11 protein-coding genes are annotated in these 14,230 nt (G+C 61.2%); 6 read left to right on the top strand and 5 right to left on the bottom strand.

Features of this window, described 5'->3' with window-relative positions; genetic code table 11:
• Nucleotides 1–125: 125 nt before the first annotated feature.
• The 4 genes from AC1RP7_RS00905 (at nt 126) to AC1RP7_RS00890 (ending at nt 2,955) form a co-directional block, all read left to right on the top strand.
• Nucleotides 126–566, top strand: a complete 441-nt coding sequence (locus AC1RP7_RS00905; RefSeq protein WP_057714994.1) for a carboxymuconolactone decarboxylase family protein — start codon at nt 126–128, stop codon at nt 564–566.
• Between the two features lie 73 nt (nt 567–639).
• Nucleotides 640–1,620, top strand: coding sequence for a LysR substrate-binding domain-containing protein (locus tag AC1RP7_RS00900; RefSeq protein ID WP_493180847.1), 981 nt, complete (start codon nt 640–642; stop codon nt 1,618–1,620).
• A 173-nt stretch (nt 1,621–1,793) separates the two neighbouring features.
• The gene (locus AC1RP7_RS00895) at nt 1,794–2,315 is read left to right on the top strand and encodes a GNAT family N-acetyltransferase (RefSeq protein WP_407515389.1); all 522 of its coding nucleotides are present in this window, start codon (nt 1,794–1,796) and stop codon (nt 2,313–2,315) included.
• A gap of 145 nt (nt 2,316–2,460) precedes the next feature.
• Nucleotides 2,461–2,955 carry a hypothetical protein gene (locus AC1RP7_RS00890; protein ID WP_154908955.1) on the top strand — a complete coding sequence of 165 codons (495 nt, stop codon included), beginning with the start codon at nt 2,461–2,463 and terminating at the stop codon, nt 2,953–2,955.
• A gap of 57 nt (nt 2,956–3,012) precedes the next feature.
• On the opposite strand, the gene AC1RP7_RS00885 is transcribed toward AC1RP7_RS00890, so the two are convergent.
• Complete coding sequence (locus tag AC1RP7_RS00885) at nt 3,013–3,234, bottom strand: cbb3-type cytochrome c oxidase subunit 3 (protein WP_150813829.1); 222 nt, start codon at nt 3,232–3,234, stop codon at nt 3,013–3,015.
• Nucleotides 3,234–4,661, bottom strand: a complete 1,428-nt coding sequence (gene ccoN, locus AC1RP7_RS00880) for a cytochrome-c oxidase, cbb3-type subunit I (RefSeq protein ID WP_493180848.1) — start codon at nt 4,659–4,661, stop codon at nt 3,234–3,236. Before ccoN ends, AC1RP7_RS00885 begins: the two co-directional genes overlap by 1 nt.
• Nucleotides 4,662–5,020: 359 nt before the next feature.
• Between ccoN and AC1RP7_RS00875 the strand changes: the two genes are divergently transcribed.
• Both AC1RP7_RS00875 and AC1RP7_RS00870 read left to right on the top strand, forming a co-directional pair.
• A complete protein-coding gene (locus AC1RP7_RS00875; RefSeq protein ID WP_493180849.1) occupies nt 5,021–6,694 on the top strand; it encodes a nitrite/sulfite reductase in 1,674 nt (557 codons plus the stop codon).
• Nucleotides 6,691–7,170: a DUF934 domain-containing protein gene (locus tag AC1RP7_RS00870; RefSeq protein WP_057714987.1), complete on the top strand. Its 480-nt coding sequence runs from the start codon at nt 6,691–6,693 to the stop codon at nt 7,168–7,170. The genes AC1RP7_RS00875 and AC1RP7_RS00870 overlap by 4 nt, the downstream gene beginning before the upstream one ends.
• 121 nt (nt 7,171–7,291) lie before the next feature.
• On the opposite strand, the gene AC1RP7_RS00865 is transcribed toward AC1RP7_RS00870, so the two are convergent.
• The 3 genes from AC1RP7_RS00865 to AC1RP7_RS00855 form a co-directional block, all read right to left on the bottom strand.
• Nucleotides 7,292–9,652 (bottom strand): tetratricopeptide repeat protein, encoded by a 2,361-nt coding sequence (locus tag AC1RP7_RS00865; protein ID WP_493180850.1) that lies wholly within the window; start codon nt 9,650–9,652, stop codon nt 7,292–7,294.
• A gap of 223 nt (nt 9,653–9,875) precedes the next feature.
• Nucleotides 9,876–12,389, bottom strand: coding sequence for a spermidine synthase (locus tag AC1RP7_RS00860; RefSeq protein ID WP_493180851.1), 2,514 nt, complete (start codon nt 12,387–12,389; stop codon nt 9,876–9,878).
• A gap of 191 nt (nt 12,390–12,580) precedes the next feature.
• Complete coding sequence (locus tag AC1RP7_RS00855; protein ID WP_057714984.1) at nt 12,581–14,161, bottom strand: arylsulfatase; 1,581 nt, start codon at nt 14,159–14,161, stop codon at nt 12,581–12,583.
• Between the last annotated feature and the right edge of the window lie 69 nt (nt 14,162–14,230).

Below are 14,230 nucleotides of genomic sequence, written 5' to 3'. Positions count from 1 at the left end.
CAGTGGAAAAACCGTCAATTGGTCTGGCGGCGGTGGTCCCCGGGGAAATCGCCTGATTGGATCTGTCATGCCCCCGAGCCAGCGACTACCGTGAAGTTCACATCACGCCTGCACGAGATCGCCCCATGAACCCCCGCCTGGATTACTACAGCGCGTCGCCCAAAGCGATGAAAGCCATGATCGCCATGGAGGCCCTGGCCAGCAGCCTGAGTATCGAGCAGGGCCTGCTGCACCTGATCAAGATTCGTGCTTCGCAGCTCAATGGCTGTGCCTTTTGCACCGATATGCACTCGGTGGATGCACGGCGCCTGGGCGAAAGCGACCGGCGTCTGTATTCCATTGTGGTCTGGCGCGACAGCAACTTTTTCAATCCTCGGGAAAGAGCCGCGCTGGCCTGGACCGAGGCGGTCACCTTGCTCTCCGAAAGCCATGTGCCGGACGATGTCTACGCGCAAGCCAGGGAGCAGTTCAGTGAAAGCGAAATGGTCGACCTGACCATTGCCGTTACCACCATCAACAGCTGGAATCGCCTGGCCGTGAGCTTTCGGCAGACACCCAGCGCCTGAGTCATTGTCACAGCAGGTTCATGAACGATCCGCAGGATGCACCTGTCAGTGTCAGATCGACAGGGAGTCCTCGATGTCATTAATGGAAGCCAGCGCCCACCAGGGGGCTGCGGAATATCGTGTAGCTATTGATAAAAATGCGTCCTGGCGCCAGTTGGCGGCGGCTATCGACCCCGAACTGGCGCTGAGTTTCACCGTCAGCGCCCGTTGCGGTTGCTTCATGCAGGCCGCCCGCAGTCTCAACATCAAGACCACCCGCCTGCGCAGGCAACTGGTGCTGCTGGAAACGCAGCTCCAATGTTCGCTGTTCAACCATAGCGACAATGGTTTGAGCCTCAGCCGCGATGGCTTGCGCTTGCACGCACAATTGATCGCCCTGGCCCATGAGCGCGGTTTGCCGGTGGTCGAGCAGCCGTTGATTCGCCTGGCCGTGGCGGATTCGATCCTGCATGACATTCTCGGGCGCGACCTGGTTGCACTGCTGCGGCGCAACGCCAGCGTTCGGCTGGAGATCATGACGCTCGACAGCGAGTTGGCTTTGCAGGCGGTCAGCGCCGACGTGGTGGTGTGGCTGGGCGAGACCGGATCGCCGTTGCCGGGACCGAGCTTTGCCACCACCGAACCCCGGCGCCTGGCGCAACTCGATTACCTGCCGCACATTGCCAAGCGCTACTCGCGGGTTGCCTCCAGGCCGGAATGCCTGGATGACCTGGCCGATTTTCTCCTGGTGCAATGGCGGCAGGACGGCCAGGTTGAAAGCTTCCGGCCATGGAATACGCTGGTGGATCAGCGCCCGGCCGGGGTGGTGCAACTGCAATCCTGGGAGCTGATGCTGGAGATGATCCGTTGCAGTGCCGGCATCGGCCTGCTGCCGCACTACATGAGCCACTTCGACCGCGGGCTGATTGCCTTGCCGGGCCTGTTTGACCAGCCTATGCGGCGTCAGGTGTGGATGGCGATCAATGCTGATTCCAGGGACGACGAGCAAGTACGGGTGATCGTCGAATTGATCGAAAACACTTTCAGCGAGCGCCGGGAGTGGTTCGAAAGCTGAGCATGATTAAAATGTGGGAGCGGGCTTGCTCGCGAAGGCGCCATCACATCCGACATTGAAGACGACTGGTCAACCGCCTTCGCGAGCAAGCCCGCTCCCACATTGGTTCTCGCCACACGCGAAGGTCGCGTTGTAGAGTGAACGGCCATGTCTGCTTCAAGGATGATTCACCCATGCCAGCCACCGAACCCGTTATTACCCTCGAACGCTTCAACGAATCCCATATCGAAGGCGTTGCGGCGTTGTACAACGACCCGGCCATCGCCCGTCAAACCCTGCAAATGCCGTTTCAGTCCACCGAACTCTGGCGCAGTCGCCTGGCGCTGGATAACGAACGCTTGGTGAAAGTGGTGGCCCTGCATCAAGGCACGGTCATCGGCAACATTGGCCTGGAGCAGTTCTCACGCATTCGTCGCAGCCATGCTGGCAGTTTCGGCATGGGCGTTGCAGTGGCGTGGCAGGGCAAGGGTGTGGGCTCGAAGCTGCTCGCGACGGCGCTGGATATCGCCGACAACTGGATGAATCTGCAGCGCATCGAGCTTTCGGTGTATGCCGACAACGAAGCGGCCATTTCCCTGTACCGCAAGTTCGGCTTCGAAACCGAAGGCCTGTTCCGTGACTACGCCGTGCGTGACGGTGTGCTGGTGGACACCTTGAGCATGGCGCGCCTGCGCCGCACGCCCAAGGCCGGTTGAGTCAGTCGCCCAGGGCGAAAGCCACCGCCTCCTGCACATTCGGTCCGGCGGTGGCAGTACCGCTCACGCTTTTACTCGTACGCCCGCCACGCGCATCTGCCATGCTTGATATCCGCAACACCGCTTCAACCAAAGGAACACCGCTATGGACGATGTACAGCAACTGGGCGAAATGCTTCGCCACTACGCCGAAAGCGAAGCGCACAAAAAGCAAGTGTTCGAGTCGCAATCGGCCGAGTGGGCGAAGCGCATTGGTGCGCTGTTCGATCAGATCCAGCAGTGGCTGGAACCGGTCAAGGCACCTGACCTGCTCGAAGTGAACCGCGAAGTGTACGTCGCGTCGGGGCCGAGTGTTCTGGTGGAGAGCTCTCCGTTCAAGACCGAAAAGCTGAGCATCCTGATCGCTGGCAAACCGGTGGAATTCGTGCCGGAGGTGATGGGTGTCGGCGGGCAGATTTCCGTGGCGGTGATGGGCTTTACAGCAGCACGTTATGGCAGCGTGTCACTGGTGTGTCTGCCGCCATCCACTGGCTGGCAGTGGCGCAAGACCAATGGTTTGAAAGACCCGGACACTTTTGAGTTCGATGCAAACTTCCTGGCGCAACAACTGCAAAGCCTGATTCCCCGGGAGCGTGCCTGAAATCTCGACATACAACCCTGTGGGAGCGAGCTTGCCCCCACAGTAATCGGTGCCACATCAGATATCGAGGGTTTCCCAATCCGGGTTCGCCTCTTGCGGCGGCAGTGTTCTAACGGTTTTTCCGGTCGCCAATTCCACCCGCCGCGCCACTTCCGGGTCATCCGCAAACGGGATCAGGCTTGCATCGTCCAGGCTCTCGGCTGTCTGGTGGCGCAGACAATACTCGACGGCGAACCACAAAAATGCCACACCCAGAATGTTCAATATGACTTCAATCATCAGGCAAACCGCGCCTCGCGTTCGGCTATCGCCACGTCCGTTACCCGCACCGTGCGCCACACGTTGTAGGCCATCAGCAGCATGCCGCTGAGGAAGAACACCCCGCCGGCAAAGCGCACGACGAATCCCGGATGGCTTGCCTGCAAGGCTTCGACGAAGGAGTAGGTCAGCGTGCCGTCATCGTTGATCGCGCGCCACATCAGGCCCTGGGTGATGCCGTTGACCCACATCGAGGCGATGTACAGCACGGTGCCGATGGTCGCCAGCCAAAAGTGCAGGTTGATCAGCGGCGTGCTGTGCATCTGATCGCGCCCGAATACCTTCGGCACCATGTGATAGGTCGCACCGAAGGTAATCATCGCCACCCAGCCCAGCGCCCCGGCATGCACGTGGCCGATGGTCCAGTCGGTATAGTGGGAGAGGGCGTTGACGGTCTTGATCGCCATCATCGGCCCCTCGAAGGTCGACATGCCGTAGAACGCCAGGGACAGCACGAGGAAACGCAGGATCGGGTCGGTGCGCAACTTATGCCAGGCACCGGACAGGGTCATCATGCCGTTGATCATTCCGCCCCAACTCGGCGCCAGCAGGATCAGCGACATGGCCATGCCCAGCGACTGCGCCCAGTCCGGCAGCGCGGTGTAGTGCAAGTGGTGCGGGCCGGCCCAGATGTACAGGGTGATCAGCGCCCAGAAGTGCACAATCGACAGGCGATAGGAATACACCGGCCGGCCCGCCTGTTTCGGCACGAAGTAATACATCATCCCCAGGAAACCGGTGGTCAGGAAAAAGCCCACGGCGTTGTGCCCGTACCACCATTGCACCATGGCGTCGGTGGCCCCGGAATACACCGGATAGGACTTGAACCAGTCGACTGGAATCGATAGGTGATTGACCACGTGCAGCATGGCGATGACCACGATGAATGCACCGAAAAACCAGTTGCCGACGTAGATGTGTCTGGTCTTGCGTTGCACTACGGTAGTGAAGAACACCACGGCGTACGCAACCCAGACCACGGTCATCCACACCGCGCCGGTGAATTCGATTTCGGCGTATTCCTTGGTGGTGGTGTAGCCCAGCGGCAGGGTGATCAGCATCACCACAATCACCGACTGCCAGCCCCAGAACGTGAAGGCAGCGAGTGTGTCCGAGAACAGCCGCACCTGGCAGGTACGTTGCACCGCGTAATAGCTGGCGGCGAATTGCGCGCTGCCGGCGAAACCGAAAATCACCAGGCTGGTGTGCAGCGGGCGCAAGCGGCCGAAGGTGGTCCACGGCAGGTCCAGGTTCATCTGCGGCCACACCAGTTGCGAGGCGATCCACACGCCCATCGCCATCCCCACGATGCCCCAGATTACGGTCGCCACGATGAATTGGCGGATGACCTTGTAGTTATAGGCCTGTCCGATAGTTGTTGTGCTCATGGTCAATGCTTCCACGGTTGCAAAGTCGTGCACTGTAAAAACACCGGTAAAAACAAAACAGACTCAGGAAAAATTCATTTGTGCGGATCAGATTTTTCGACACTCCTGCGGCGGTCCAGCGTGATCTGATACGGTTTTTTAGAGTTCAAGTGAATCTGTAACGTACTGCGCCGCAAGCTCATAGTCGTTACCTCGAAACGAGCCGCAGAGCCCGACTTGCGCCCCCTGTAGGAGCGAGCTTGCTCGCGATGGAGTCAAGGACGACGCGTTTATCCAGGAGGTTCGCGTTTTCGTTGACCTCCATCGCGAGCAAGCTCGCTCCTACAGGGTTCTGTGCCTAATTCTGATGAGGTAGCCAGATGTATCAGTACGACGACTACGACCGGGCATTGGTGCTCGAACGAGTTGCGCAGTTTCGTGATCAGGTCGAGCGCTTTCTGGCCGGTGAGCTGAACGAAGAAGAGTTCCTGCCATTGCGCCTGCAGAACGGCCTGTACATGCAAAAGCATGCCTACATGCTGCGAGTGGCGATTCCCTACGGCACGCTGAGTGCCCGGCAGATGCGGACGTTGGCGAGCATCGCCAGGGATTACGATCGCGGTTACGGCCATTTCACCACCCGGCAGAACATGCAGTTCAACTGGATCGAACTGGCCCAGGTGCCTTCGATCCTCGAACGCCTGGCCGAGGTGGAAATGCATGCGATCCAGACCTCCGGCAACTGTGTGCGCAACATCACCACCGAAGCCTTTGCCGGGGTTGCGGCCGACGAAATGATTGACCCGCGACCGTTGGCGGAAATTCTGCGGCAGTGGTCGACCATCAACCCGGAATTCCTGTTCCTGCCGCGCAAGTTCAAGATCGCCATCTGCTCGGCCGAGCAGGACCGCGCGGCGATCATGATGCATGACATCGGCCTTTATCTTTACCCAGGCTCCGAAGGACACATGCTCCTGCGAGTCATGGTGGGCGGCGGTCTGGGGCGCACGCCGATACTCGGCGTGCAGATCCGCGAAGGCTTGCCGTGGCAGCACCTGCTGTCTTACGTAGAGGCGGTGCTGCGGGTGTATAACCGCCATGGCCGGCGGGACAACAAGTACAAGGCGCGAATCAAGATTCTGGTCAAAGCCCTGGGCATCGAGGCCTTCGCCCGGGAAGTGGAAGAAGAGTGGCAGTTCCTCAAGGATGGCCCGGCGCAACTGACCCTTGACGAGTTCGAGCGGGTGGCCAGTGCGTTCGTCGCACCGCCCTATCGTGATCTGTCCGACACCAGTCTCGATTTCGGCACGCACCTGGCCGAAAACCCGGCGTTCGCTCGTTGGGTGCAGCGTAACGTGCAGCCGCACAAAATATCGGGCTATGCCAGCGTGGTGTTGTCGACCAAGCCCGGCAGCGCTGCGCCACCGGGCGATGTCACCACCGAGCAGATGGAGGCGGTGGCCGAGTGGTCCGAGCGCTTTGGCTTCGGTGAAATCCGCATTGCCCATGAGCAGAATATCGTCCTTCCGGACGTGCCCAAGGCCGATCTGTTCACCCTGTGGCGCCTGGCCTGCGGACACAATCTGGGCAGCGCCAACGCCGGATTGCTCACCGACATCATCGCCTGCCCGGGTGGTGACTTCTGCGCACTGGCCAACGCCAAGTCGATCCCCATCGCCAAGGCTATTGCCGCACGCTTCGAAGACCTCGACTACCTGCACGACCTGGGCGATATCAGCCTGAATATTTCCGGCTGCATGAATGCCTGCGGTCACCATCACATCGGCAACATCGGCATTCTGGGGGTCGATAAGAACGGCACCGAGTGGTACCAGATCACCCTCGGCGGCGCCCAGGGCAAGAACAGTACGTTGGGCAAGGTCATTGGCCCGTCCTTCAGCTCCGCCGAAGTGCCCGAGGTGATCGAGCGCATCATCGACACTTTCGTGCGTTATCGCGAGAGCGAAGAACTGTTCGTCGACGCCTTCCAACGGATCGGGCTAGAGCCGTTCAAGGAGGCTGTCTATGCGAAAGTGCTGGAGGTGTCGGCATGAACAATCTGTTGCGGCTGGAAGAGGGCGTGGCGCGGATTGTCGCGGATGATCCATGGAAGCTCGTGCGCGACCCGCAAGCACCGCTGCCCGTGGGTGCAACGATTCTGCCGCTGAGCCGTTGGCTGGAAAACCCGTCGCAAAACGGCGTGTGGCTGGGGCCGGACGATGAAGTGGAAAGCCTTCAGCCATGGTTTACCCAACTGCCCTTGATCGCCCTGGATTTTCCGAGCTTTCGCGATGGCCGCGGGTACAGCCAGGCGTATCTGCTGCGTGCGCGATTGGGTTGGGCCGGTGAGTTGCGCGCCATCGGCGATGTCTTGCGCGATCAACTCAGCCACATGCGCCAATGCGGTTTCGACAGCTTTGCCGTGCGTGAAGACAAATCCGCAGAAGATGCATTGAAGGGATTGGCGGGGATGAGCGTGTTGTACGGGCGTTCGGTGATTGAGCCGCGGCCGTTGTTCAGGCGCCGCTGAATTCGGCCCCTGTAGGAGCGAGCTTGCTCGCGATGGACGTCAACGAAAACGCGATTTTTTTGGATAAACGCGTCGCCTGTAACGCCATCGCGAGCAAGCTCGCTCCTACAAGAATCTCCCGTCACTTCAACGCCGGATCCCCCATGTTCATTTTCTTCCAGCCCTGCAACAGCACTTGCGCCTTGGGCTCCTGGCCGTTGTCCAGGTAATACTGGATCAACGACAACCGGGCATTGCGATTGGCCGGCTGCACCTTCAACAGCCGTTCCAGTTCGGCGCACGCCTGGTCAATCTTGCCGCTGTCATGCAGGGCCACTGCCAGCACATAGCCGAACTGCCCGCTCTGGGGATCCAGTTGCGCGGCCTTGCGCAGGTACGGCATGGCTTGAGCGGCCTGGCCCGCACGAATCAGCGCCAGGCCCTGAGTGTGTTGCAGCAGGCCAGAGTCGGGGTGGTCCTTGAGGCTTTGCGCCAGCAGGGCATGGGCTTCCTGACTGCGACCGTTGGCCTCCAGCCATTGCACCAGGGTGACCAGCGCCGGGTAGAAGTCCGGATCGCGCTGCAGGGCGGTACGCAGCAAAGCTTCGACTTCTGCGCTGCGACCATCGGCCTGATAGAGCATGGCCAGGTTCAGGTTGGCCTCGGCACGTTCGGCCAGACTCTTTTGCACCGCTTCGTACTCGGCAATGGCGGCATTCCAGGCGTCCTGGGCGCTGCCCAAGCCATTGCGCGCCACGCTGAGCAGGTCCCGGGCGACGGCGATGCGTACAGCCCGCACCGGGTCGCTCAGCAACGGCGTCAGCAATGGCGCGCGCTCCGCTGGCGGCAGAAAGGCGCTGACCGCCCGCACCGCGCTCTCGCGGACTTGTGGCGCCGGGTTGCCCAGGTCCCTGGTAGCCAGTTTCAACGCCTGCTCGCTCGGGTACGCCGGCAGTTCGGCCAGCAGCGTCGCGCGCTGAATCGCCGGCAGGTTGCTGCGTTGCAGTTGCTCGAACAACGCCTGCGCGGCGCCGGGCTGGCCGTTGCGAATCAGCCACAGGCTGTCGTCGTAGCGAGGGGCTTGTACCGTGCTGGCATTGGCGGTGTTCCACAGCTTGAACTGCTCGGTGACCTTGTCGCCGGCCTTGCCTTTGTGGCAGGTCAGGCAGGCGTCAGGCGTACCGAGTTTCTTTGCTCGCTCAGGATTGGGAATGCTGAAGCTGTGGTCATGCCGCAAGTCGTTGCCCATGTAGAACTTGCCGGGCATGTGGCAATCCACGCACTGCGAACCCGGCAGGCCCATGGTGTGGCGAGTGTGTTCGATGGAATCGTAGTTTTTCGCTTGCAGACCCTTGCCGTCGACGCCTTCCACGGTGGTTTTGCCAGCGGTGTTGTGGCATTGCAGGCAAACGCCGTTGTCGGGTGCCTTCAACTGTGTACTGTGGGGGTTGTGGCAGTTGCTGCAACGCACGCCCTTGTCGAACATTTTGCTCTGGGCAAAGGAGCCGTGCTCGAACACTTCGTCCTTGATCTTGCCGTCCAGCGCGTACAACTCGCGGGTCAGGACGCTCGGCAGGTAGTCGTCCATCAGCCGTTTGCCGACCGTGTAGCCATCGTCCAGGGGCGCGCGGCGAGAGTGGCAGCGGGCGCAGGTTTCGATTTCGGCGGTGGCGTTCTTGTCCTTGAGGTCGACGGCAAATCCTACGTGGATCAGGTCGGTTTTCTTCGCGGTCCATTCCAGGTGATTGGACGCCGGGCCATGGCAGGCCTGGCAGCCGACACCGAGGCTGTTCCAGTGACTGTCGAAGGTGTTTTTCGCCGCATCGAAATTGCGCTTGTAACCGGTGGTGTGGCACTCGACGCACATGAAGTTGGCGTTCTGGCTCGGCTTGCTCCAGTGCAACGGGTTCTTGAAGGTCACGCCCTGACCCGGATAGAGGTGAAACCAGCGCTGCTTCTCGGTATCCCAGGCCACGCCGAGGGCCTGGAGCCGGCCTTCGCCGACCTCGATCAGGTATTGCTGCAAGGGGGCGATGCCAAAGGTGTAGGCGACTTTGAAATCGGCATTCTTGCCATCGATACCCGGCGTGTTGACCCAGAATTCGTCGCCTTTGCGCGAGAACACCGTGGTCTCTTTTTCGGCCTTGAAGGTGACGTTGTTGAAGTCGCCGAGCAGGGTGTCCGCGTTGGCTTGCTGCATCGCCAGTTGGTGATGGGAGCCTTGCCAGTCCTTGACCTGCTCGCCGTGGCAGCCCTGGCATTGTTGCTCATCGACCATTTTCGCAGGCTTGACAGCGACCGGTTGCGGTTTGGCCGGTTGCACGGCAGGCGCGCTGACGGGGACTGGCTTGAGCGGCGTCGGTGTACTGCCCAGCAAAAACCAGCCAATACCCGCCACAGCCAGCAGCAGGATGCCGATGGTGACAGGGAACAGATAACGGTTGATCAGGGTCGGTTGCGAATCAGGGTTTGGGGTTGCAGCTTTATTTTTATGCTTCGGCATTACGACTTCCATGGTCCAGGTGCGATTGCCTTGCGGCGCGCGATGGCGCTCGATGCAGCTTTGCCGGATGGTCGGCGTGTGTCAAATGGCATTGTTTTGAGACTGATGGCCCCATCGCGAGCAAGCTCGCTCCCACAGGTCTTGTGTCGTGCACAAATGTTGTGATCGACACCGAACCTGTGGGAGCGGGCTTGCCCGCGAAGGCGATCTGTCAGGCGCCACGTCACTCCCCGACAAACCACCGGTAATACGGATTCCCGGAATCCCCACGCATCACCTCGCGCATATCCCTGGCCCAAGCGTCACGGTTTCCGTCGTACGCATGCAGGCTCGCCCGATAGAACTGCATCAGGCGTTGCTGGTGGACGTTCATGCGCTCGATGAACCCGGCGTCGGCGTTCAACACGGCTGGCGGCTGGTGCAGGGCGAGCAGGGCGGGCAACACGCGGCTGATCTCTTTCGAGCGAACCCAGGGTGCGTACTCGATGCGCGGTTGATCGTCCGTCACCGGTTGCGCATCGCCAGCGAAGCGTTCAAGCCCCTCACGATCAGTCACCCATGTCGCGAGCAATGCTGCGGCCGAACCGACGCCGACATCCTGCAAGGTGCTACGAACGCTGTCCTGCTGGAAGCGCGCGTTGATCTTTGCCGCATCCAGTTCAATCGGCTCCATCGAACCCACCAGCAGCATCTCGTGGAACTCGCTGGTCCACAGGGTCGCGTACGGGAACACGTCGAGGAAGCTGCGCACCAGAGAGCGCGAGTCGTCGATGTTCTGCGTCGGCAGCGGCAGCCATTGGGCGACCAGGCCCTGGTTGTGCAAACGGCTGGCGGCCAATTGATAGAAGTCCCGGGAATACAGGTTGACCACGCCGGCAGCGGAGGGCGGTGGCGGCTCGAGAGTGATCAGGTCGTAGCGCTGCGGATTGCGCAGCAGTTCCTGACGACCGTCACGCAAGCGCACATCGACCCCCGGATCGGCCGCGGCGTTGAAATTGCCCTTGAACAAGGGGGCTGCCTTGACCACCGAAGGCAGCAGTTCGGCGACCACGCGATGTTCCAGGCCGGGATAGCGGGTCAGGGCGCCCGCGGTGATGCCGGTACCGAACCCGATCACCAGTGCCGAGCGCGGCTCACCGTTGTGGATCAGCAGGGGCAGCAGCGCCTGGATCCGCATGTAGCGCAGGGACGGCATGGCGTCACCGGTATTGGATACGCCCTGAATGTACAAACGCTGGAATGCCCTTTCTCCCTTGCCCTGGGTGACCACGGCGACGGTGCCGCCACGGCCTTCTTCGTAGAACGTCAGCGTGCCGTTGCGCGCGCCCGGCAGCAGGCTGGCGAGCTTGTTGACCGGCGTGAACACGGCGAGCGCCAGGGACACCAGGCCAATGGCAACCACCGCCTGACGCCGGCCTTTCTTCACACCATGGCCCTTGCGCACGGCGAGGTACGCGATACCGGCGGCAATCAGCGCCAGCAGGCCCAGGGTCCGTACCAGTCCCAGCATCGGGATCAGGACAAAGCCGCAGAGCATCACACCGACAATCCCGCCAAGGGTATTGAACGCGACGACTTCGCCGACATGGCGCCCCACCTGTTCGCCGCCGACGCTCAAGCGCAGGGCCAAGGGGAACGCAGCCCCCAACAACAGGGTCGGCACAAACACGATGCTCAAGGCAGCCACCGCAAACCGCGTGCTCATGCCAGCCAGTTCACTGCCGCCCAATGACAATACCCAGGATTCGGCCAGGGTCTGGGCGAGCACCAGCCAGCGTCCGAGCAACGCCACTTCCAGCAAGGCAATCGCGCCGGCTGCGGCAATCAGCACACCGAACACCCCCCAGGGATCGCGCAGGCGATCGACCCGACGGGCCAACAGCATGCTGCCCAGGAACAAGCCGGTGAGGTAAGTCGCCAGCACCACGGCAAAGGCGTAGGTGCGGGTGCTCATGAATTGCACGATCGATTGCGACCACACCACTTCGTAGCCCAGGGCTACACCACCGGCAATGGAATACAGCCACAGGGCCAGGCGGTCGGGGGCTTTTTCAGTGTAATGTTTCACCGGGGCATCGACGGGTGCCACGCGCTGGCGCTGGAACCACAAGGCCCCAGCGGCGGCCAGCAGGTTCAGCATGGCGGCGGCCAGCGCGCTGCCGCGCACACCGAGGGTGGCAATCAGCACGAACGCGGCGAGCAGGGTGCCGGCGATGGCCCCGGCGGTGTTCGCCGCATACAGCTGCCCGCCGGCCTTGCCCAGGTGTTGCGGGTCAGTGGCCAGGGAGCGAACCAGCACCGGCAGGGTGCCGCCCATCAACAGGGCGGGAATACCCACCAACGCGAACGGCAGCACCCAGGCCAGCAAGCCCACGTGTGCTTCCAGCCAGGCAAACGGGCTGGCCGCCAGGCTCATGGCAAAGGTTGCAGAGACACCGAGCACGGCCACCAGCACTTCCAACCCGGCGTACAGCACAACCGGTTGCTGCATCCGGTCCGCCCAGCGCCCGAACAGCAAGCCACCCAGGGCCAGCCCGGCAAAGAACGCGCTGATCCCGGTGGTGATGGCATAGACCTCGACGCCTACGACCAACGACAACTGCTTGATCCACAGCACCTGATACACCAGCGCCGCGGCGCCGGAGACAAACAGCAGCAGGGCAGGGATCAACAGTGCCGGGGAGGCGACTTGCGGGGCAGGTATGGCCGACGATTTGCTGGCGACACGTGAGGTCATTGCGGATTGCCTTTGCAATTCAAGAAAACTGCGACTGTACGGGCCCCATCTTGGGCAAGCCCGCTCCCACACTGGATCTTCGGTACGACAAAATCCATGTGGGAGCGGGCTTGCCCGCGATTGGGGCCAATACGGTCCCAACTCGGAAACAGTACCGCTCGCCAATGAAGGCGAGCGGCGGTCCAGCGGTCTTACTGTGCAGCTTTCATTTTTTCAGCGATCTTGGCGTCTACCGCAGCACGGATCTGGTCGATGCTGAAGCTGGCCGGTCTCTGGCTGGGTGGATACTCGATGAAGGTCTGCAGGAACGTTGCCGATTTTTCGACGGCTACAGCCGCCAGGTAGACGTTCTTGGTTTGCCAGTCGTAATACTGGTCGGAAACCACGTCGGCACGTTCATACGGGTCCATGCGCAGGTTGAAGATCTTCGGTACGCGCAAGCATACGAACGGTTCGCTCCAGACCTTGAAGCCGCCCGGTGCGCGCTGTTCGCAGAACACGGCTTTCCAGTTGTCGAAGCGCATCGACACCAGCACGCCGTCATCGTTGAAGTAGTAGAACTCCTTGCGCTCACCCTTGGGCGCCTGGCCGGTCAGGTAGGGCAACTGGTTGTAACCGTCCAGATGCACCTTGAAGTTGGTGCCGCCGGAAGTCGGTGCCCACCCCTTGAGCAGCTTGGTTTTCACGTCGGCATCGCCAGCGGCGGCCAGCAAGGTCGGGAACCAGTCCATGCCCGAGAACATCTCGTTGGACACTTCGCCCGGCTTGATCTTGCCTGGCCAGCGGACCATCGCCGGAACGCGGTACGCACCTTCCCAGTTGGAGTTCTTCTCGTTACGGAACGGCGTGGTTGCCGCGTCCGGCCAGGAGAACTGGTTCGGGCCGTTGTCGGTGGTGTAGACGACGATGGTGTTGTCGGTGATTTTCAGGTCATCGAGGGTTTTCAGCAGTTTGCCGACGTCGCCGTCGTGCTCGATCATGCCATCGGCATAATCGTTGCCGGGCATGCCGCTCTGGCCCTTCATCGATTCACGCACGTGAGTGAACAAGTGCATGCGGGTGGTGTTCATCCAGACGAAGAACGGCTTGTCCGCCTTGGCCTGTTTCTCGATGAACGCCTGCGCGGCGGCGGTGGTTTCGTCGTCGATGGTTTCCATACGCTTGGTGTTCAGCGGGCCGGTGTCTTCGATCTTGCCATCGGCGAAGCTGTGGATCACGCCGCGCGGCGAGTAGGCCTTGACGAACGCGGGGTCGTCCTTGGGCCAGTACGGACGCTCGGGTTCTTCTTCGGCGTTGAGGTGATACAGGTTGCCGAAGAATTCGTCGAATCCGTGGTTGGTCGGCAGGTATTCATCTTTGTCGCCCAGGTGGTTCTTGCCAAACTGACCGGTGGCGTAGCCTTGGGACTTGAGGGCCTGGGCGATGGTGATGTCGCGTTTTTGCAGGCCGACCGGGGCACCCGGCATCCCGACTTTCGACAGCCCGGTACGTAGCGCCGACTGTCCGGTGATGAATGTCGACCGGCCGGCGGTGCAGCTGTTCTCCGCATAGTAGTCGGTGAACATCATGCCTTCTTTGGCAATCCGGTCGATGTTCGGAGTCTTGTAGCCGACCACGCCCATGGAGTAGGCGCTGATGTTGGTCTGGCCAATATCGTCGCCGAAGATCACGAGAATGTTGGGTTTCTCAGCGGCCCCGGCGGTTGCCGAAAACGCCATGACCGTAGTCGCCACCAGGGCGAGTTTCGGTATCCACTTACGTATGCGAGTCATCTGACTGGCTCCTTATGCTCACTTGCGTCGCGTGCTGCGACAAACGTTTATTGCGGTCCTGCGTAACGT

The sequence above is a fragment of the Pseudomonas sp. GW822-FHT01E03 genome (assembly GCF_058802985.1).
This window is presented reverse-complemented; position numbering and strand designations above follow the sequence as displayed.